Source organism: Pseudoalteromonas sp. PPB1, from assembly GCF_015356275.1.
In the GTDB taxonomy this organism is placed as follows: Bacteria; Pseudomonadota; Gammaproteobacteria; order Enterobacterales; family Alteromonadaceae; genus Pseudoalteromonas; species Pseudoalteromonas rubra_D.
On record NZ_JACEQV010000034.1, the window covers coordinates 1 to 21,121 of the forward strand.

16 protein-coding genes are annotated in these 21,121 nt (G+C 47.5%); 11 read left to right on the forward strand and 5 right to left on the reverse strand.

Going from position 1 to position 21,121, the window contains the following annotated elements:
• The first annotated feature begins 1,513 nt into the window (after positions 1-1,513).
• The 9 genes from IY568_RS22480 to IY568_RS22520 all read left to right on the forward strand — a co-directional run bounded on the left by IY568_RS22480 (position 1,514) and on the right by IY568_RS22520 (position 15,724).
• Entirely contained in the window at positions 1,514-1,837 is a 324-nt protein-coding gene (locus IY568_RS22480; RefSeq protein ID WP_194868760.1) for a DUF5992 family protein, read from the forward strand.
• Between the two features lie 500 nt (positions 1,838-2,337).
• Positions 2,338-6,054, forward strand: coding sequence for an FG-GAP repeat domain-containing protein (locus IY568_RS22485; RefSeq protein ID WP_194868761.1), 3,717 nt, complete (start codon positions 2,338-2,340; stop codon positions 6,052-6,054).
• A 326-nt stretch (positions 6,055-6,380) separates the two neighbouring features.
• Complete coding sequence (locus IY568_RS22490; protein ID WP_194868762.1) at positions 6,381-7,637, forward strand: efflux RND transporter periplasmic adaptor subunit; 1,257 nt, start codon at positions 6,381-6,383, stop codon at positions 7,635-7,637.
• Positions 7,638-7,734: 97 nt separating this feature from the next.
• Complete coding sequence (locus IY568_RS22495; protein ID WP_194868763.1) at positions 7,735-8,463, forward strand: ABC transporter ATP-binding protein; 729 nt, start codon at positions 7,735-7,737, stop codon at positions 8,461-8,463.
• Positions 8,460-10,886, forward strand: coding sequence for an ABC transporter permease (locus tag IY568_RS22500; RefSeq protein ID WP_228553522.1), 2,427 nt, complete (start codon positions 8,460-8,462; stop codon positions 10,884-10,886). The genes IY568_RS22495 and IY568_RS22500 overlap by 4 nt, the downstream gene beginning before the upstream one ends.
• 33 nt (positions 10,887-10,919) lie before the next feature.
• Positions 10,920-12,302 carry a sigma-54-dependent transcriptional regulator gene (locus IY568_RS22505; protein WP_194868764.1) on the forward strand — a complete coding sequence of 461 codons (1,383 nt, stop codon included), beginning with the start codon at positions 10,920-10,922 and terminating at the stop codon, positions 12,300-12,302.
• Between the two features lie 2 nt (positions 12,303-12,304).
• On the forward strand, positions 12,305-13,633 hold the full coding sequence (locus IY568_RS22510; RefSeq protein ID WP_194868765.1) for a sensor histidine kinase: 1,329 nt from the start codon (positions 12,305-12,307) through the stop codon (positions 13,631-13,633).
• A 139-nt stretch (positions 13,634-13,772) separates the two neighbouring features.
• The gene (locus IY568_RS22515) at positions 13,773-14,120 is read left to right on the forward strand and encodes a hypothetical protein (protein WP_194868766.1); all 348 of its coding nucleotides are present in this window, start codon (positions 13,773-13,775) and stop codon (positions 14,118-14,120) included.
• Positions 14,121-14,368: 248 nt separating this feature from the next.
• The gene (locus IY568_RS22520; RefSeq protein ID WP_125560603.1) at positions 14,369-15,724 is read left to right on the forward strand and encodes a trypsin-like serine protease; all 1,356 of its coding nucleotides are present in this window, start codon (positions 14,369-14,371) and stop codon (positions 15,722-15,724) included.
• 68 nt (positions 15,725-15,792) lie between these two features.
• Here IY568_RS22520 and IY568_RS22525 read toward each other — a convergent pair whose 3' ends face one another.
• On the reverse strand, positions 15,793-16,392 hold the full coding sequence (locus tag IY568_RS22525) for a cytochrome b (protein WP_194868767.1): 600 nt from the start codon (positions 16,390-16,392) through the stop codon (positions 15,793-15,795).
• A gap of 238 nt (positions 16,393-16,630) precedes the next feature.
• Here IY568_RS22525 and IY568_RS22530 point away from each other — a divergent pair, with 238 nt between their 5' ends.
• Positions 16,631-17,710, forward strand: a complete 1,080-nt coding sequence (locus IY568_RS22530) for an EAL domain-containing protein (RefSeq protein WP_228553523.1) — start codon at positions 16,631-16,633, stop codon at positions 17,708-17,710.
• Between the two features lie 96 nt (positions 17,711-17,806).
• On the forward strand, positions 17,807-18,307 hold the full coding sequence (locus IY568_RS22535) for a zf-TFIIB domain-containing protein (RefSeq protein WP_194868768.1): 501 nt from the start codon (positions 17,807-17,809) through the stop codon (positions 18,305-18,307).
• A gap of 48 nt (positions 18,308-18,355) precedes the next feature.
• Here the strand turns inward: IY568_RS22535 and IY568_RS22540 are convergent, their stop codons facing one another.
• The 4 genes from IY568_RS22540 to IY568_RS22555 form a co-directional block, all read right to left on the reverse strand.
• Complete coding sequence (locus tag IY568_RS22540; RefSeq protein WP_125560608.1) at positions 18,356-18,682, reverse strand: hypothetical protein; 327 nt, start codon at positions 18,680-18,682, stop codon at positions 18,356-18,358.
• 50 nt (positions 18,683-18,732) lie between these two features.
• Complete coding sequence (locus IY568_RS22545; protein ID WP_164517542.1) at positions 18,733-18,909, reverse strand: hypothetical protein; 177 nt, start codon at positions 18,907-18,909, stop codon at positions 18,733-18,735.
• 190 nt (positions 18,910-19,099) lie between these two features.
• Entirely contained in the window at positions 19,100-20,071 is a 972-nt protein-coding gene (locus IY568_RS22550; protein WP_125560610.1) for a glutathione S-transferase family protein, read from the reverse strand.
• Between the two features lie 44 nt (positions 20,072-20,115).
• The gene (locus IY568_RS22555) at positions 20,116-20,952 is read right to left on the reverse strand and encodes a pirin family protein (protein WP_125560612.1); all 837 of its coding nucleotides are present in this window, start codon (positions 20,950-20,952) and stop codon (positions 20,116-20,118) included.
• Positions 20,953-21,121 lie beyond the last annotated feature (169 nt).

The following is a 21,121-nucleotide window of genomic DNA, read 5'->3' on the forward strand; positions in this document are numbered from 1 at the left end:
GATGAGGACTTTGTTGTAATCGCGCCAGTTGGTGATACGCTTTGCTTTCAAAGTTCAGTCTCGGTGTTTGCTTTTGAGATCTGATCACACAAGACTAAATTAGTTCAATGATTTAGGAAACAACGCCACCAAAGGATACAATTCCAGCTAATCTACTCGAGCTAATAAATTGAGGTAAAGAAGCATTGTATGATGGAGGTTTTTTTAAACCGGTTCAGGGCGAAGCACTTTTTCATATCTTTTTAAATATCCAGAAACCTGTGTGTTGAGCTATCTACTATGAGGAATTTATGAAGAAGCATTGTGTAATTTTAGGCCTGGTTCAGTTTATGTTCGGTATGTTGATTTCGATACTGTTAATTGCTACCAACTTTAGCAACTTAGAATCTATCGTGACTATAAAATGGTGGTTGCAAATGTTTGTTGGCATATGTTTTTTCGTTAGTGCATTCAGTGGTTTCTATTTGGTAAAAAATAAGCCATGGGCAGTAAGTTTGAGTAAAAAAACGAGTTTTATCTGGTTGGTCTTTTTTCCGTTGGGTTTACTTGTGATTGCCTATAATTTCTGGCTAATCAGGCAGATTAATAGAGGTTTTAATTAGTCTTTTAAAGGGGGTTTAATTAGTTATATTGTGATTTTTATGAGGTTTATTGTTAGGCTTCTTTAGGAGAGGTTGAGCCAATACAAAGGAAGTTGTTATTTTAATTGTCACGCCGTTGAGCAGCTCTGATTGCTTTTTTAGCAAGAATTTTAAGCTTAAAAATCGTTTTATCCCCCCCTATTGTATTACTCAACATCAGTTAGTTTTGCATTTATATAGAACGTCACTTTTTTGCATCCAGTGATTACTTCGTGAAAGAAGGTTATGTATTTCGAGTTTCAGCGGGTTGCATTGTAAACAGCAAACCTGCACTAATTCGAATGCCCATGACTTTTTAGGACAGGTTAAGGAGTTTACTGAGGAGATGATCATGAAGGTATCGACTGCGCACACAAACATATAGATGCTAATCCTATCGGCGTGGATTTACCTGCCACCAATGATAATCAAGCTGGCATACTCGATGTGCTCGCGATCAAGAACGCGAAAATTAATTATCTTAATGACATAGCGCTCCACTGCACAGAAGCTAACAGAGCAGTGCGTGACGGCAGAAGTTGCAGATTGTAACCTTTGTATAGCTATTTTATCTTTTATTTTAAGTAAAAAAGGTCTTTTTAGTTTGAAGGTAAATGGTGCTACTGCTCGTATGAAATATCGACTTTTAGATTGTTTTTGTTGGGGCTAGTGCTTGGAATAATTTATTTACTCAAGCTGGGGGGTAACGTTGTTGTAAGTTTTTAGTTAGTAAAGTAAAGTGCCTTTTTAATTCGTTTTAAATTAATAGAAAATAACAAGTGTAGTCAAAACGGAGGCCTACTCTCTGGCCGATTTTTCGCGAGTCGTTTCGCGATAAATATGCCTATGAGGAATTTTTCGTTAATGTATACATTAGTTTTAAAGGAAAATTTATGAGACATTTAATTTGTGCGACTTTGTTTTTGGCTCCTTTTTTTAGTGGAGCAGGAGAGTTGGTAAGGAATGCTGTAATTACTGAAGTGGCTAGTTCCAGCAGTAATAAAGATGTGTTTTACGTTAAATTAAGCGGAGGGACTGGTCCATGTGCCAACGGATCTGTCGAGTTTCCAGCAAGTCAGTCACAATCAGAGCAGTCTTACAATCAAGCCTTTTCAATAGCCCTTGCAGCGGCAATGAGTAGGAAGAAGATCAGAATACACAATTATTCAAATAATGAGTGTAATGGAGCAAACTTTATTGGTATTTTCACAAACTAGTAAAATGTAGAATAAGACTTATCAGGGTTGGCGTTCGCGGCAGTTGAGCATATGAATGACTCAGTTTAAACGATATGTTGCTGTTGCGCGCCTGCTAATTCAGAGCTCCTGGTTTTGGCCTCGCAAAAATGACTGAACAGTTAGACAATAGTTGCATTCTTCTGGCACTAGTGCACATAAAAACGCGTATATTGATGTTACTTTCAAGTTTAAGTGAGGACTGGCTTAAAGAAAGGGCATTAAAGTGGAAACATTAGATTTCAGGTGGCTGTCCTTTCCCTCCTTCAAATGAATCGGAGTCTGAAATGGCTCGGTTCGACTTTACCGACTCAAACCAAAGACCATCATTGTCAAGATCAATAGATGCGTAAGTTAGGTACTATGTGTGCTTATCACTAGTCCGCAAGGTTAACACTTTGGTTTTTTGTAAGTGGATATTGGTTTTAAAGTGTCTCTATTGTAAGTACAATATTTATAAAATTATATTGTAAGGATGAGTGATGTATAAGAATTGGATGGGAATAATGACGACAGCTTGCGTACTGAGTGCGTGCGGTGGCGGAGGCGACTCGCCAAAGTCTGCACCAAAGTCAGAGCTTGGTTTACAAACACTGTCGGATAACCCCAGTGGTGATTCACCACAACGAAAGATTCAAGCTGTGTATGATGGTAAAAAAGAGCCAGTACAAATTGGCACTGACAACTTTATGCAAATTACGCACGATGTGCTGTACTGGCGTGATGTCGCTCAGTTTATTGTTAACACTGACAGTCGAAATTTCACTCCGCGCTACCCTAAATTCAAACAATACCATAATGGGAATTACTGGTTGCCAGATGACCAGTTATGCGAGTCAGGAAAAGCCACACTCCCTCAATTTGAAAATGAAACTGCTTTAAAGCCTAGTTATGACGTTGTATATGAAAACTGCAAAGTAGGGCCTCTGATTGCGAATGGCCAAGCTACATTACACTTGATTGGGCCTGATGTCGCATCGGGACGTGTCGAAAAACTTGCAATAGAATTATTATCCGGGTTTTCAATTCATGAGCAAAGTGCGGACCAAACCTATCAGGTTCAGGGGTACTCTATAGAAAGTCAGTACGAGCGCTCAAAGAGTGTAAGTATGGTTTTTAGTCAGGATGGCAAAAAACTCGCGTGGGTTGATTACGGCGAAGGCGCAGAGCACTACGATAATGTCTACTTGGCTAAGTATGGAAAAGTGAGTCACCCACTAAGCTCAGTAATTGTTGATGAACAGGGGGGCGAGATCCATCTCCAGCATAGGGAAGATGAGATTTGGATTGCACTTACACAGCCACAGGAAGAATACTTCTTTGAACTCAACAATTGGCAGCGAAATTATTTTTATTCTGGTGGTAAAGACGACGCCAGATGGATAGCAGTTGCAAACTCTGATTTTAACTTAACCACTTTGCTGGCTGACAATGGCCCAACACAGGTGCGCTTTGACGCCAAAAATGTGGTGAAGCAGGGAGAGCAGGTCACGTTACGTCCTTACTTTATTGACGCGCCAGATTATAACCTGTCAAAAGTCACTTGGCATATCAAGGCACCAGGCGTATCTGAACCTGTGACCGACAGTCAATGGGAAAAAGAATATACGTTCGAACAAAGCGGAGAATATCTGGTTACGCTGATTGCGACGGATACCCATAATAACAGTGCACAGTTCTCTGAGACTATATATGTCACTGGGGGAAGCACGTATCTGGGGGCAGAGGTGAGTATTGAAGTTGAGTCGGACTTAACTGAGCAAACACCTTATCGCGCTAAAATAGGTGTTGCTGAGAAAGGTACGTATCAGTTCGCTCTGGCTTCTGGCCCTGCTGGCATGACTGTGGACGAAGCCGGGGTTGTCAGTTGGGATGGACAACAGTCCGCGACTTTTCAGTTTGCGGATTCAGTTCATTACAGCGTGAAAGTGACAAACACAGAATCACAGGGATCCGAATTAATCTCTGGTAAAATCGTCCTGATGCACACACCTAAGCAGCTTGAGTCACTCTATCACTTAAGTGGTGATACACCTGCCAAAGCGCTAAGCTGGAAAAACCCCGGCAATGCAAATCGCTCTATGCTGTTAAGTAGTGAAGAAGCGTCCGGTGCTGGTATTACCTCTTTGACACTGCAAGATGAAACTCTGGTTGTCGAAAGTAACTTATTCCAAACTCCTACCAAGGGGAAGGTACTGAATGTGACGTATAGCGGCAACGCGGAAGAGCTCGTTTATTTATACGCACATGAATACGACTATAGCCGGCTGGTAAATTTTAAGGTTTCAACTGACGAAGCACATGTGTTCAATCCAGAAAATTCGCTCCATCGCATTGCTCCTTATATTACTGACCTGGATAACGACGGTGAGTTAGAGATAGTTAATACGTATTCTGTAAGAGGTGTTGAGCTGTATAACTCAAGCTATGAAAGAAGTGTGGCTGAATTAGTAAACGGTATGACGGGTTATACAAGTTACAGCAAGTGGCAGGAATGTGACTTGGATGGCGATGGGACTGCAGAGTTGTTGCAGACGGTATCAAACTCAAGTAGCGTTCAGCTCAACTTAATTAGCTATGCTGATAAACAATTCAGGGCAGTGAATAGCGCCCTAATTAGTAATGAATCATATTATCGTGACCCTATCGCCAATATGATTGATTTAGATGGTGACGGTCGATGTGAGGGGATTATTTCCTACGTAGGCACTGCCGGTAATGCATCACTTGGCTGGCATGTTTACGACGGTGAAACCTTGGTGTTAGAGCATACTTCTGATGAATATTCAGAGATGTTTGATTATGAACATGAGCCGTTTGCGGTGAATTATAGCGCACTCATTTTTAAGTCTCATTCTACTATGCGAACGCTAAGTTATAACCCGCAGGAATTGCAGTTTACTACCTCACCATTGACGTTTTCCACTGGATTAGATATTCAGCTGAACCCGGCGCACTCGACATTGGTTGGGCGAGCCGACCTGGATAATGACGGGACGCAGGAGTGGGTCTATAAACATGTATTGTCTCCTTTGGACGCATTGTATAGCGAATTAGGTGAGCACTATGGATCAGATTATAATTTTACTGCGCATGATATTGTTTATGTGGCCGCCAATGTAAAGCAGGGTCTGGTGACGCCCAAATATCGCAGCAAAGCAATCAGTATTGCGTCGGTTATCGGTGTACTTCCTGATGGCAGTGGAGCCACACGAGTGGTTACTGAGCGAGATGAATATAGTCAAGTTCGGTATTATACTGAGATAGACACGCAAGGAAAAATTACGCCTCAAAGCCGGGAAGAAATAGCGGGAGTACAGGTTGTATATCGTGATGATGGCTCGTATTACAGATTTGACTCATACGATAATACCTATGCGTTATATGATGCTGGCGACAAGGTTATGCATACAGGAGTGTGTACTTTTTATTCGTGTTTCCTCGACACTGACCAAAGTATAAGACGCGTTACAGGTAGCCATCAGGGGATCGATATAGTTGCAGAGCCTGGCGAGCATAATTTTCTACTCATTGACACGAACGCTAAGCAAGTTCACCGATATAATGAGCACTCAGATATCGGTATAACACATTTAGTGCCACATCCTGACTTTAATAATAATGGGTTGATTTTTGTTAAAGAGAAGAACCCGCATCGGCAGACAAACTTAGATGATTCAGAGCCGAACAAATTCGATATTCTGGACTCAGGTGTATACCGGATTACCCGCAACGGTATGGAGTTGGTTCATTCGTGGAAGGATAAAGTGTTCAGTCAGCACAGCGACTATACTTATGCGGCGGTGTGGATGAATACGGACGCCGACCCAGAGTTGGAAATTGTTCATTATATCCAGAGTGAATATCATTCCAGCTATGACGATACTCTGGAGTACTCGTTCTCGGCTGACAGCAATGGTGACAATGTTACGTACCATAAATACCTGAGTTACCTTAATATTGGTAGTAAAAGTCAGCAGGGTATTTTCGAGCAGGCATGTATTGAGCAATCTTGCCGGGAGTCAGTTATTCGCTTAGTCGAGTCTGATGAGGGGACTCAATTAAGTGCATCAGACAGGTTAACCGGATTACCAATTTGGTCGCGGAACATTGCAAGCAGCAATCTGCAAGGGCAAGTGCTTTACTATGATAAAGAGCGTATATACTTTAAAGCAAACGGACTGCATGTAATTCGCTAGCCTTAAAAGTCGGTGTCACTCATGTACAGCTGGAGTGCACGAGTATATTCCATTTAAACTAGGCCCACACAAAGTGGCAGTAATAGATTTTAGGTTGTTGTCCTTTTATCTTTTTACCTCAATCGACTTCGTCAATTAAACACCTGTGTCAAATCCGATACACTGGCCTGTTTCACCTGTCTCAAAACTGATACAACTGCAAATACCCCATTTTCAGGGAAATAAATAAACATCAATTAAAACAGTTGTATACAGTGGTTTTAAATCTGGCACATCCCTTGTAACACCTTCTGCAAACCAGACCCAATAACAGAAGGGAAAAGCAGATGGACATACAAAGAGATCTTACACAGCCAGTGCGCTGGAAAAAACTGAGTTATTTGCTGCCGGTTGTCGCGCTGGCTTTGGGTTACTTGGCAATGCAGGAGTTCACCGGTGATGCGTCTTATTTCGTGGATCGGGAAACTGTGGTCACGGCGAAGGTGGAGCAGGGCGATTTTCAAATCAATGTTCGGGCTACCGGTGTGCTAAAGCCCGCAGAGATCCGTTGGGTGGCAGCGCAGGTATCCGGTCGGGTAGAGCAGGTGCTAGTTAAAGCGGGTGCTGAGGTCGAAGTCGGGCAATTGCTACTCAAGTTATCTAATCCGCAGTTGCAACGAGAACTTGAGCAGGCGCGTTGGGAGCAAGAAGCCGCTAAAGCTGAAAATAACGCCACCATTGTGGCGCTGGAATCTCAACTGGTCGAACTCGACAATCAGGTGGTTTCGGCAGATCTGGGTTATCAGGCAGAAAAGCTAAAACTCGACGCCGAAACCCTGTTGATCGAGCAAGGCAATGCCACTGTGTCTCAACTGGATTATCAAAAAAGTCAGCTGGCAGTAAAGCGTGAGCAACAAAAGTGGCAGGCCGCGATGCAAAAAGCGCTCAAAATGCGCGCTGAAATTGAAGCTACCAAAGCCGCACAAACTGCCCGTTTTGGCCTGCTGGAGAATAATCTCAGGCGCATGCAGGAACAGGTTGATGCTTTGCAGGTACGTGCAGATAAAAGTGGTGTCGTACAGCAAATTTCGCTGGAGCTGGGTGAGCAGGTGAGTCTGGGCGGTAGCATCGCATTGCTGGCATCGCAACAGAATTTATACGCCGAGTTGCAAGTACCGGAAGTCAGGGTTCAGGACATTCAGATTGGCCAGAGCGTGACGCTGGATACCCGAAATAATGAAATAACCGGCACGGTCACACGCATAGACCCCGCAGTGGAAAATGGCATGGTATTGGTGGATGTTGCGTTACCCGACAGTCTGCCTGCGGATGCCCGTCCTGAGCTGACGGTAGACGCACAGGTTCAGGTCAGCCATCTGAGCAATACATTGTATGTCCGCCGTCCAACTTATGCACCCAAATCCAGCCGGATCCAGCTCTATAAACTCGATCAGGCTGGACGTTTTGCCCACAAAACGGCGGTGGCCCTGGGTCAGGTTTCCGTCAATCGGGTGCAGATAGTCTCGGGGCTGAGCGCGGGGGATGAAGTGATTATATCCGACAGCAGTGACTGGCAGGATCATGCCGAAATAAAGCTGAATTAATGCGTTTCTACTAGAAGAAACAAGCAGGCCGTTACGCCTTAACCTTGCCAACAGTGGCTGTTTGCTGCACCCTGTTGGCTCTGAAATGGAGTCATTCATGAGCGCACTCATAAGATTAGAAAATATCAGTAAAAGTTTTTATACCGATGAAATAGAAACTCAGGCATTGCACGGCATTAACCTGAGCATCACAGAGGGTGAGTATGTGGCCCTGACCGGGCAATCCGGGTGCGGTAAGTCAACCCTGTTGTCCTTGCTGGGATTGCTGGATGCACCCACACAGGGGCACTATATACTGAGCAATCAGGATGTATCCCGGTTGTCGCGCGATCAGCGGGCATCCATCCGCAGTAAGCAAATTGGCTTTGTATTTCAGTCGTTCAATCTCATTTCTGACCTCACGGTGGCAGAAAACGTCATGTTGCCTTTGAGCTATCAGTCCGGGGTCAGCCGCAAGGAAATGCAGGCCAAGGCGCAGGAAGTGCTTGAAAAAGTCGAAATGAGCCATCGTACTGCGCATTTTCCATCCCAGCTATCCGGTGGTCAGCAGCAACGCGTTGCCGTTGCCAGGGCATTAGTGAATGACCCTGCCATTATTCTGGCCGATGAGCCCACAGGTAACCTGGATTCTAAAAACGCCACGGCGGTGTTGTCGTTGTTCGACAAGTTGCATAGCGAAGGCGCAACCATCTGTATGGTGACCCATGACCCTGCGTCGGCATTGCGTGCGCAGCGTAGCCTGGAAATGTTTGATGGCCGCCTGGTAGGAGACACCCGTAATACACAGACATTGGCACACAACGCGTTGGATCTGGAGGCGTTATGATGGCCATGTTGCTGGACCTAAAATACGCATTGCGTCAGCTTTATAAGTCGCCCAAGTTTACCGTGATGACGCTGGGGGTGCTGCTTGGGGGCCTGTCGATAGCCCTGTTCACGTTTTCATTTTTGTATACCACTATCTACAAAGCGCTGCCTTTGCCAGAGGGCGAGTCAGCAAAACGTCTAGTGGTTTATAATGATGGCGAATTCGATATGCCCACTGCCAACGAGTTTCAGGCCCTGAGACAAGGTGCACAGGCTTTCTCTGAACTGGGGATCTTTCGCGATCAGGATGTGCGGATGAGTAAAGGTGAAGCTGGGCGCAACTTTTTTGGCGCTGCGGTTCAGGGAGGCTTTTTTGAATTCAGCCGTATAAAACCACTGACAGGACGCACGCTCAATGCTCAGGACAGCCTGCCAGGTGCCCCAGCTGTGGCGGTGATCAGTGAAGAGGTCTGGGAGGATGAGTTTAACCGGGACCCGCAAATGTTGGGTCAGGCCATTGAGCTTAATGGTGTACAGACCGAAGTGGTGGGGATCATGCCCAAGGGGTATCGTTTTCCACATATTGCACGTATCTGGTTACCCCTGCCCGACAAGGTACTTGATGCGCAAGCCCCGGTGAGCGAGCAGTTTAATGCGTATATTCGCCTCAAAGAAGGTGTTGAAATAGCCACAGCTGAGCGCGAAATGACGCAAATACTGCGTACCCTGCAACTGCAAAATCAGCAAAGTTATGGCATGGAGCCGGTACAAAAACAGGTGCGCATCCTCACCTTTCAGATGGCCCAAACTGGCGGCGAGGGCGCCACGGTGTTTTTCTTTCTGAGTGCGGTTTCCTGGGTGGTGCTGCTGCTGGCCTGTATCAATGTGGGCAACCTGTTGCTGGCCAGAATTCTTGAAAAACAAAAAGAGACGGCTATTCGCAACGCGCTGGGGGCAAGTTCCGGGCGCCTGATCAGCCAGTTAATGTGGGAAGGCGTGTTAATCACTCTGTTGGGGACATTTTTGAGTGTTTGCCTGGTTGGCGCAGTGTTGGATTATGTTAACGTGGCGCTGCGTTCCTGGTTGCCTGGTGCCGGCCTGTTTTGGTGGCAATATGGGCTTGATGGGGCAACCTTATTGATGGCGCTGGCCTATATGCTGAGTACCGTAATGCTGGCGGTCTTTTTGCCTGCCTGGCGCAGTACGCGTCAGGATATCAATGCCACGCTCAGAGATGGCACCCGTGGGGCGCAAAGTCGCAAAGCTGGTCGCTTGTCTCGTGTTCTGGTAACCACTCAGGTCTTTTTAGTGGCTTTGTTAATGTTGATAGGCTCGATATCAGCACTGATCGCCAATAAATTTGTTAATCTTGACCTGGGCGATGATTATCAGAATGTGATGAGCACGCGTTACAATACCCCAGAACACGAGTATCCCAGCTCACAACAGCGTCTTAACCTGACCTATGCACTGATGAATGAGGTGCAAAATCACAACGCAGTCACGCACGTATCGGTGGCACAATGGTTAGGCCCAAGCAACGTCTTTTTTGCCGACAATGCCTATGGGGATGGGCAAACGGGCACTGAAATTGACACGATTTCGATGTTGGGGGATTTCCAGGCCACCGGGGTTAAGCTACTCGAAGGGCGTTTATTTAACCTCGGCGATACCATGGATAAGCGCAAGGTGGTGATCATCAGTGACTCTATGGCACAGCGTTACTGGCCGGGACAATCCGCACTGGAGCAGCACTTTACCATGGAACTGGAGGGCAAAAATCAGCAAGTGTTTGTGGTGGGTGTGGTCTCGAACCTAATGAACCCGAAATCTTTGTTTGGCAAGCTGGACTCAGCCGATGAAATTTACATCAGTGGTAGTCAGTTCGTGCAAACTCTGCAAAAGCTGTCGTATCGCATTTTGCCCGGCACCCGCAATGCTGACGAAATCTTTTATCAGGCGATGTACAAAATTGCGCCTAATCTGGAGGTTACGCAGACGGTGATGCCGGCCATTAAAAATCGCGATAAAATGCGCGAGTCGATGAAGTTTATTTCTCAATTAACCTTTGCAACCGGCGGCTTTGCATTGGTGCTCGCGGTCATTGGTATTTATGGCCTGACAGCCAATGCCGTGGCACAACGCACGCATGAAATTGGCATTCGTCGTGCCGTGGGCGCACGTGACAGTATTATTGTGGGGTTGTTTATGCGTCAGGGGGCGGTTCAGCTGGTGATTGGCCTTGGGCTGGCATTGTTGCTGTTTGCTTTGTTAGCTATGGGTTTTCAGAAGTTTACTGAGGGTTTATTCCCCGTTGGAGCCTATTATGCTTTGGCTGTGGCGGTAAGTGCTGCGCTAAGCGCTGTGGTGTTGCTGGCGGTGTATATGCCTATCAAACGTGCGATTAAGCTTGAACCGAGCGCAGCGCTGCGTTATGAATAATCCCATAAAAGTGAAGGAAGTATAAGAACTGGCATGAGCACAAAACAACATATTCTGGTCGCCGATGATGATATGAACGTCATTGCCGGTTTGTCTTTTTTGTTGCAGGACGAAGGCTATGAGGTGAGTTGTGTTACCACGGCTCAGGCCGCGCTGGAAAAAGTCAAAGTGCAGTCGTTTGACTGCGCTTTGTTGGACATGAACTTTGGCAAAGACACCACCTCAGGACAAGAAGGGCTTGCCCTGATAGCTGAACTCAGACAGCTCGACAGCCGCCTGCCGATTGTGATGATGACCGGCTGGGCGACCATTGAACTGGCGGTAGATGCGATGCGCAGTGGTGCTCAGGATTTTGTGCAAAAACCCTGGGACAACGAGCGTTTGCTGCATACGCTGCAAACCCATATTACGCTTGCACAAACACAGGGGTTAAATGAGCGGCTGAAACAGCAAAACCAGTTGCTACAGCAAGCCGCCTATCCTCAAGAACGCAGCGAGATTGTGGCCTGTTCACAGCCGATGCAACAGTTGCTGACCCAGCTTGAACAACTGGCTCAAAGCGATATGAGCATCTTGCTGACTGGCGACAACGGCACCGGTAAAAGCATGCTGGCGGCCTATGTGCACCGTTGTTCGGCGCGCGCTGAACAGGCGTTTGTCACGGCCAACATGGGGGCGATAGTCGAAAGCTTGTTTGAGAGTGAGATGTTCGGCCATGTCAAAGGGGCCTTTACCGATGCCAAAGCCGCCAGAGCGGGCCGTTTTGAAATGGCGCGCCATGGCACCTTGTTTCTGGATGAGATTGCCAATATACCGTTGTCTCAGCAGGCTAAGCTACTCAGCGTACTTGAAGAGCGCAGGTTTGAGGCTGTTGGTAGTAGTCAGTCACAGGTTGCGGATGTCCGGGTTATTTCGGCCACCAATGGTGATTTGCCAGCGCAGATCCAATCGGGTGGCTTTCGTCAGGATCTTTACTATCGGCTGAATACGGTGGAACTCAGAGTACCCTCGCTCAGAGAAAGAGTGGCCGACATTGGCCCGCTGAGCGAGCACTTTTTGACACAGTTTGCAGCAAAGTACAACAAACCTGTTCCGCAACTGAGTGAGCAAGCCCTCACCGCGCTTTGTCAGTACGACTGGCCTGGCAATATTCGCGAGTTGCGCCATGTCCTGGAGCGGGCGCTGTTTGTATGTCGTACGGCCCAGATCATCCCGGACGATTTGGCTATCACAACCGGAGAGCCAGCGGAGGCTAATGTGGACGACCCAAGCCTGACGCTGGATGAAATCGAGCAAGCAGTACTGCGCCAGAGGCTACGTCATCACCAGGGTAATGCCAGTGAAACAGCTCGCTCTTTGGGGCTCAGCCGCAGCGGCTATTATCGCAGGCTGGCCAAGTTTGGTATGGCCGAATAGCAATGCGCAAGGTCTCTGGTTTTGCCCTGACGCACTTGCAGTGCTTGATTATCGCGATTTGTCTGCCTTGTTATCTGTTGATGGTGACAGGCTTGTATATGGCCACCTGGAATGGCTATTTGGTGGTATTTATTGCGACTGTGTTTGCTTTGTTGCTGATCTGTCTGGTGGTGGCGAGCAAGGCCATGGTGGCGCATCAGCTGCATACCTTAACGAATCTGATTGAAGCCATGACAATGGGGGATTATTCGATGCGAGGACGGGTGAGCGGCGATAAAGCCATGTCTGATTTGCTCAGTCAGGTTAATCTGCTGGCAGACAGCCTCAGCCATCATAAAACCCAGGCGGTGGAATCGCGTCTGATGCTCAATAAGTTCATTAATCAGATGGATGCCATGGTACTGGTGCTGGATGAGCAAGCGCGGGTCATTATGGCCAATCAGCCCGCCCAGACCGTGTTGCTTACAGGCATACCCAGCCCAGAGCAGCCACTCGAGCTTGCCAGCAGTGCTTTGGGCCGCCAACTGATTGCCTCTGATGGTAAAATAGTGATGCTCGACGACGGCCAGATCAGCGGTGAATACCTGGTATTACGAGAGCGCTTTATCAGCGAAGGCAAAGCACATCAGTTTTTAATTATCAGTAATGCTGAGCGCTTGCTGATGGAAAAAGAACGCACGGCCTGGCAGGGTCTGTTGCGGGTATTGAGTCATGAAGTGAACAACACCCTGACGCCCATTAGCACCATAGCGCAGCAGCTTAGCAAGCGTTTATCACAGCCAGACAAACAGCCATCAGCCGACAGTTTGTGTCAGGGCATAGGCATTATCAGTGAACGCGCCAGCTCTTTGAGGGTTTTTTTAGAAGGGTATACTCGTCTGACGCACTTACCTCAACCTAACAAAGTTCCGGTAAAACTGGACCGGGTGATCAGTACCCTCACAACCCTTTACCCTGATATACATTGGCAGTTTGAACTGGAGCAGTCTGCTTCAGTGCTGGTTGACCAACAGCAGTTTGAACAGGTGTTGCTCAACCTTACCAAAAACGCGCAGGAAGCCGTCACGCCCGGCCAGCGGGTCGAAATCACTTTGTCTTCTGCTACTTCACTGGGCCAGCTGGTTCTGACCATGGTGGATAATGGCGGTGGGATCGCAAACCCGGACAATGTCTTTGTGCCTTTTTACACGACCAAAGCACAGGGCAGCGGGATTGGCCTGGCTCTGTGCCGGCAGATCATGTTTGCACACGGCGGCAGCATTAAGCTCGACAATAACCCGGACGGTCAGGGCGCGCGAGTGCGCTTGCTATTTCCGCATTACGAAGGCTGACAGCAGGTAAATTGGCGATTGCTTTTTAGTTATCACTTCAACTGAAATAAAAAATTAACTTTTTGGTGTCTTTTTATTCACTCTGTGGGCTTAGTCTGTGTGTTGCCAGTATTGGCACTAATCAACTTAAGGAAGAATAATGAGAACACATTTGTTACGCGCCGCTATTGGCGTATGTATGGCAGGCAGCGCATTTGCTGCACAAGCAACCATCTTTACCTGTTCAGGAGTTGTGACCAGCGTTGCTTCTCACAATGGTAATTTTGAAGTCAGATACAACAGTGAGCGCACTGGTAATCAGATGGAGCCGGTAATCATCTATAGCACGCACACTTATCTGCTTGGCCCGGTGCTGAAAGCCATTGAAGCAGGTCAGGACTCACGCACAGTCTACAACCTGGTTATTGAGAATCGCGATGGCGGCAATACCCGTTGTTATGATGGTGAGTCAGAGAACGCCTTGATCGGCATCAGCGCAAAATACTAAGCCGCTGTGCTGTATGGCTGCTGGCGCACAAAGCCAGGCAGTTTAAGGGGCGTTACCGTGATGCCCCAATATATTGTAAAGTCCACTTCTTTCAAGATCATTTCTGTCTGCTTACTCAACCTTTTTCTGTATGAAATACAGGTGCAATTCAACTGTACCTTGGATGCTTTTTAATCTTTTTGTTTACAAGTGTAAAATTAGTGTTTATATTTTTCGGTTCCCAATAAAGGAAAAACAAAGGTATACACATGTTAAAGGTTAAAAAAACACTTTCAATGACAGCGTTGTCTGTATCGCTGGGGCTAGGTCTGAGTGCCGCAGTGGTTGCGCAACCAGCTAATGTGGGTGAGCACTTACTTGGTGGTATAAGTACTGAATATTATGAGCCTGAAATTGTCGGTGGTAATCCAGCTAACACCGCAGACTGGCCATTCTATACACAAATCTTAAGTTCGAATGGCACCACTGCATTTTGTGGTGGTAGTTATGTCGGTGATGGTTACGTACTGACTGCGGCGCACTGTGTGAGTGGCAGATCGGCAAGCGGACTTAATGTTAAAGTGGCGGGTTTTGTGCTTGGCGGCAATGATGGTGACCGCATTGCGGTTGCTGAAAAGTATGTTCACCCACAATATAACAGCAGCACGTTAAACCACGATATTGCACTGCTTAAGCTGGTTCGTACTCCAACTCAGGGGTCGAGCGTTACACTGGCACAGGGCAATGTTGAGCAGTATGTGCGCGTTGGTGATTTAATTTCTGTTGCAGGTCTTGGTCGTTTGAGTGAAGGCGGCAGCCGTCCTACTAACCTGTATGAGGTAGACGTACCACTGGTTTCTGATCAGGTATGTCGTCAGTCTGGCGGCTCGTACCAGAATGTAGGCAGCGTGGCATTCTGTGCCGGCTACCCTGAGGGTCAGAAAGACTCGTGTAGCGGTGACAGCGGTGGCCCAATCGTAGCAAACTCAGGCGGCCAGGTCGTACAGTTGGGGATCGTCAGCTGGGGGATTGGCTGTGCACGTCCAGCAAAATATGGTGTGTACTCAGATGTGGCGGCACTGCGCAGCTGGATCGACAGCGTAAAAGGTGGAGCTGAGCCGGTTTCTGTGTCGTTCAAAGCAAACGATACGCTCACGGGTTTCAAGGTTGGCGAAACCAAAGCACATACTTTCACCATCACGAACTCAGGTAACACGTCATTCAGCTTTAAGACCTTAAATGTAACCGCCAGTGGTGTCACTTCTGGTCTGGTTAAGCCGGTTGATACGTGTAGCGCGAGCACGCTTGCCGCAAATCAGAGCTGTCAGGTGGGGGTTGAATTTGGTGCTAGTCGCAGTGGCTCAGCCGGTGTTGCTGTCAACTTCACCCTGGAAGAAAGCCAGGTGAACTACAGCGCCAAAGCCACGGCGACGGTCACATCGGGTGGTGATACAAACTGTCCTGGTAACTGGGATGCGAACAAGGTTTATGATAAGCCAGATCAGGTGACTTATCAGGGCTTTAAGTATGAAGCGCGCTGGTGGACACGTGGCGATGTGCCAAGTGAGTCGGGCACCTGGGGTGTCTGGAAGCTGCTTGGCCAGGACACAAGTTGTACGCGTTAAGCAATTAAGTAAAAAAGCAGCCTAAGCTGCTTTTTTACTGCAAAAATAAGGGAAATCTATTACTCAGCTTATGGCTGGCGCTCGCCACCACGCGTCATTTTCAGCAAAGTCCTGTCACGTCTGACTAAGTGATGGTACAAGGCTGCACCTGCATGACCCAGGATCAGCAGCCAGATAAGCCAGGCGCCGAGAATTTCCTTGTGAATAAAGTCGATGGGTTTTTCAAACTCGGCGAATGACAGTCCCATCCCCTGCTCGACGAGCGCCCTAAACAGCACTGTGCTTTCAAATTTAGGAATATCAAACAAAAAGAAAAACTCGGTGTCCACACCTGTGCCAATATAGCCGGTTATTGGTGCGATGATCATCACGGCATACAAAGCGTAATGGCCGAGATGGGCAGCCAGATGTTCGATGCGAGTGCCTGGTTCGGCTGCGGGCGCAGTATTGAGCCATCGCCAGATGAGTCTGAGTGCGACAATCACCGCAATTGAAACACCGAACGACAAATGGAGCTGCAATGTGGTCCAGTTTTCCGGGGTTTTGGCTTCGGTAAACCACTGACGATAATAGACGCTGACATAGGCCGCCAGAAATAACAGGGCAGTGCCCCAGTGTAGCCATTTTGCAATGGTGCCATAATCTCGTGAGGTATTCTTGATGCTCACCGGTTCGCTCCAGATAATGAGTTGTTACTGCCGAGGATGGTAACAGTTTGAGGTATAAATGAATGCCACAAAGATCCGGATAAAGTATTCTGTTTTTGAGAACACTGATTTTAATGCTCTGATTTATATTACCTTTATTTTATTAAGTGTGAGTTGTGCTGATTGTATCGCGTGAGGCTGGTTTTGATTTGCCCTGCTATACTGCAAGCGAATACTGTGGGAATCATCCGGAGGTCCTTTGCACACTTTAACCTTAGTCTCTTTGTCGGGGTGGTCTGATATTGTTGAGCGTATTGGCCAGTCTACAGCACATAAAGTATGGCGTGCGTTAGTGACATTACTATCGCAAAATGTCCAATCCGGGTTGAAGCAGGACATATTTGAGCTGGGTGAGCTCTGGTTCGAAACTGACCAATTTGACTCTCCCGCGCAGGCAGAAAGAGCACTGAGCCAGCACGTGGCGCAGCACCTGCTAAACGAGTTGGATTGTCAGCTGGTTCATGAAGCCGAGATCCAGGTGAGCTCAGCGCAGGTGACAGCGCAAACTTCACAGGAACAAACTATCCGGGCTGGTGCAGCTTGTGCTCTGAACGAGCTTTACCCCGATAGTAAGGAAGATTTGTTGCGGGTGTTTGCCAACAAAAATCTGCTCCCTTACTGGCAGTCAATTCAGCATGTTCAAAGCAGCGGCATATTTGGATACGAAGCCTTGATCCGAGGTCCGAAGGCGTCACCCTTGCACCGTGCGGACAAGCTCTTTGGTGCTGCCATGGCACAGGGTCGACAGTTTGATATGGAAAAGCTGGCACTGACAACCCATTTAGCAACGCATCAGGGTCAATGTGAGCAACAAAGCGCGGTAAGGTTAACGGTTAACCTCTCTCCCGCTTTATTATTTGACGCGGATGTGTCGGGCAAATTGCTAGATTATCCTTATGCACACTTGCTCTGTATTGAGCTGACAGAACATCTGCCTGTAGATGACTGGGCACCCATCAAAGCAAAAATGGCCGAATTACGCCAGCTAGGTTACACCTTCTGGCTAGACGATGTTGGTTGCGGATTCTTTGAGCTGACTTTGATCAATGCGGTGAAACCCGATGTGGTCAAGCTGTGTATCACCATTATCAGCCGACTGGATTATGGCGCTGAGATCATCGATGAGATCAGGCAAGTGGTTGATACGGTCCACCTATATGGCGGTAAGGTGCTGGCTGAAGGCATAGAAACACAGCAGCAGTTAGCTATTGCCCGGGAGTTAGGGGTTGATTATGCACAGGGATTTTTGTTTGATAAACCCAGGGAAGCCGGGCTGTAAGCACCTAAACCTGTGCTCGTGTAAGGCGGCTTCCAATCTTTAGCGCAATCAGTATACTGCGATTATTAAACCAGTGCAGACGATTGGAGTAGTAATATGCAGTGTCCCAGAACTTCACACCCGCTTAAGCCAGTGAAAGTGGGTGGTATTAAAGTGTATATATCCGAGCACAGTGGTGGTGTCTTTTTTGACAACCAGGTGTTATCTAATTTTACTAATCCATCTGAATTGCGTTCAGAGGTGCTGGCAAAGCACCTGCGCCAGTTCTCTGCTCCGCTTGGTGATGAAAGCGCCCGGATCAAGTGCCCAAAATGCCCTGATATCGTTATGATGCGCCGTTATTTTAGTCCGTTACGTGTGGTTGAAATTGACGAGTGCCCGGGCTGTGGTGGCATCTGGCTTGATACCGGTGAGCTGGATACATTACATGAGAATCATCTGAGTGCTAAAGAGCGTGAGATGCTGAGGATCAAAATGCTCGAAGAGCATCAGGCCTTTCACATTGATAGCCCCAGGCGCTATAAATTGTCAGAGCAGGACGGGCGCAGCAACCTTGAAAAAGTGTTTGCAATTGCTGCAGACGTGATCGGTGATTGATGAGCAAGTAGGGCGTCCGCCCTTTAACTTTGTTAAAGAGCAGCTGTGTTATCTCAGTGAGTGAACCAGGATCACGGATAGCTGAATAACAATACCGAACCAAAAAACCACCGTGTAACCGGCATACCAGGTTTGACGCAATGGCTGAAACTCGGGCTTATTTGGCAGGGTGCGCTCGGGCGGGCCTATATACATAGGAAACCCTAGTTGGTAGTTGTTCATCTGGGTCAGGTTGAACAATCCCAGCATGAGATTAAGCGTTACAAAGCTGAAAAATTGCTCTAAAGGGTGGCTGAAGTAGCTCAGCGCAGACACAATAAAGAGGTATGCCCAGTATCGAGTAAACGAATAATGCGCATATATTACATTTATCACTCGGACTGACGTTGTTTTTGCGATTCGAAGCATGTGAATTAACTCGGGCACTAACCGTTGATATCCAGCAGCATACCGACGGCCACACCAATCGCTATACCAAGCGTTACACCATTGACAATATTCTCAGAAGAGACGCCTATGGCAGTACCAACAGCTAACCCGGTGACCATACTAACGCCAATTTTACTGGCTATCTTTTTACGATTTTGTTTATCTGTCTTCATGATTTCACTCCTTTAAAGTCACGTTAGACGGTGGCTAATTTAGCACCAAATGACACCTTATGCCATTTATTTCAATAAAGGGGGAATGAAAAAAATAGCTGCGCCACGTTATAGAGTTAGGCTTGATTGGCATTTTAGCAGCTAAGAGAAAGCCACTGTAAACGGGGTTTACAGTGGCTGTATAGGGCACTTAGCCGCGTTGGTGTGGCTGTGAGTAATCGATATCCGGGCCAACTGGCACAACCTGAGTCGGGTTGATCATGGTATGGCTAAAATAGTAGTGGCGCTTGATATGGTAGAAATCCACCGTATCGGCGACATTGGGCCATTGATATAGCTCGCGGATATAACCGGCCAGATTTGGATAGTCTTCAATTTGCTTGAGGTTACATTTAAAGTGACCATGGTAAACATTGTCGAAACGGATCAGGGTGGTGAATAAACGCCAGTCGGCTTCTGTTAGAGTATCCCCAACCAGATAGCGTTGCTTACTCAGTCTTTGCTCCAGTTGCTCAAGCGCTTCAAATAAGGTCTGTACTGCTTCTTCATAGGCAGCCTGCTCGGTGGCGAATCCAGCTTTGTATACCCCATTATTGATTTTGTGATAAACAAAATCGTTAATGTCGTCGATGTCCTGGCGCAGTGCTTCAGGGTAGTAGTCATCAGTGTTGCCTGTCAGCTCGTTAAAGGCTGAGTTGAACATGCGAATAATCTCGCTCGACTCATTACTGACGATGCGCTGAGTGTGTTTGTCCCATAGTACTGGCACTGTCACACGACCTGAATAGTCTGCTTTATTGCGTGTATACAGCTGGTGCATATAGTCCTGATCAAACAGGGTATCACCACTGCTGCCAGTTGCCTTGTCAAAGGTCCAGCCGTGCTCCAGCATATCAGGACTGACCACAGAGACATCAATGTGCGCTTCAAGCTGTTTTAATCGTCTGAAGATCAGCGTTCTGTGGGCCCAAGGACATGCCAGCGACACATATAAATGGTAGCGGCCAGACTCAGCTTTAAAGCCACTGTCGCCCGTAGGTCCGGCGCTGCCATCAGCCGTTACCCAGTTGCGTAATTGCGCGTCTTCGCGTTTAAACTTACCCTGATTGCTCTTGGTATCGTACCAGACGTCATGCCACTTACCTTCAATTAATCGTCCCATTGTGTTGTCCTCTTAATTTGCTAAATGCTTTACTGTGCCGGGTGTTAAATGCTACCGAATTTTCCGGCCTGATAATCACGTACTGCCTGATGTAGCTCCGCCTGGGTATTCATGACAAACGGACCCATGTGGGCAATTTTTTCTCCAATAGGCTGACCTGCCAACACCAGCATACCTGCTCCTTCTTGGCCACTGCGCAATTCTACCGGGTGCGCCGGGTCGAGTTCCAGCTGATAAGTGGCACTGAATTGCGACTCTGCCAGAGTACCGGTATGAATATAGATCAGGACTTTGCCATAGCCCGACATATCCAGTGTAATCTGCTGGTTGGGTGGTAAAGTCACATCCGCAATGGCGCCATTGCCTGCTAAATCTTTCAGTGGTGATCGAACAGTTTGTTCGCCCAGTTGCCAGCTACCAGCAAGCGCTTTGAGCTCTGCGCCGGAGTCGGTGATAATTACAGGTGCCTTATGCTCGGTGGTATCCTGATACCGCGGCGCGCGCATTTTGTCTTTGGCTGGCATATTGAGCCAGATCTGAAAACCATGCATACCTTGCTCGGCGTCACTGAGTGGCATTTCAGAGTGGATGACGCCGCGTCCGGTGCTCATCCATTGCACATCTCCGGCACGGATGGCCTTTTTGTTTCCCATCTGATCCTGATGCTCAAAGCCACCTTTACGAATATAGGTAAAGGTTTCAATACCACGGTGGGGATGAGGCGGAAAGCCTGCCATATAGTCGCTGCTGTTGTCTGATTTTAGTTCGTCGATCATCAAAAAGGGATCTAAACTCTTACCATCAAAGCCCGCAATACGGCTGATGTTCACGCCCGCGCCATCCTGCGTAGCCTGTGCTTTATTGGTACGAATAATCTGCATAAAAACCTCGTTGCTCGCGCTATCAGTTAAAGTTAGTCCAATGCGCTGTGTCTGCCTGATGTGATCACTTTAGCAATGCCGTTAGAAGAATGATATTTGCAAATATTGAAGGTTTTGTTCTGAAAAAAAGAATGAATGTGAGATGCGAGAGTTCACAAATGAGCCAACG

Coding starts and splice junctions, on each gene's coding strand:
- IY568_RS22555 (WP_125560612.1), bottom strand. CDS start 20,952: ATGCAGATTATTCGTACCAATAAAGCACAGGCTACGCAGGATGGCGCG.
- IY568_RS22490 (WP_194868762.1), top strand. CDS start 6,381: ATGGACATACAAAGAGATCTTACACAGCCAGTGCGCTGGAAAAAACTG.
- IY568_RS22480 (WP_194868760.1), top strand. CDS start 1,514: ATGAGACATTTAATTTGTGCGACTTTGTTTTTGGCTCCTTTTTTTAGT.
- IY568_RS22545 (WP_164517542.1), bottom strand. CDS start 18,909: ATGAAGACAGATAAACAAAATCGTAAAAAGATAGCCAGTAAAATTGGC.
- IY568_RS22535 (WP_194868768.1), top strand. CDS start 17,807: ATGCAGTGTCCCAGAACTTCACACCCGCTTAAGCCAGTGAAAGTGGGT.
- IY568_RS22550 (WP_125560610.1), bottom strand. CDS start 20,071: ATGGGACGATTAATTGAAGGTAAGTGGCATGACGTCTGGTACGATACC.
- IY568_RS22505 (WP_194868764.1), top strand. CDS start 10,920: ATGAGCACAAAACAACATATTCTGGTCGCCGATGATGATATGAACGTC.
- IY568_RS22485 (WP_194868761.1), top strand. CDS start 2,338: ATGTATAAGAATTGGATGGGAATAATGACGACAGCTTGCGTACTGAGT.
- IY568_RS22510 (WP_194868765.1), top strand. CDS start 12,305: ATGCGCAAGGTCTCTGGTTTTGCCCTGACGCACTTGCAGTGCTTGATT.
- IY568_RS22495 (WP_194868763.1), top strand. CDS start 7,735: ATGAGCGCACTCATAAGATTAGAAAATATCAGTAAAAGTTTTTATACC.
- IY568_RS22515 (WP_194868766.1), top strand. CDS start 13,773: ATGAGAACACATTTGTTACGCGCCGCTATTGGCGTATGTATGGCAGGC.
- IY568_RS22500 (WP_228553522.1), top strand. CDS start 8,460: ATGATGGCCATGTTGCTGGACCTAAAATACGCATTGCGTCAGCTTTAT.
- IY568_RS22520 (WP_125560603.1), top strand. CDS start 14,369: ATGTTAAAGGTTAAAAAAACACTTTCAATGACAGCGTTGTCTGTATCG.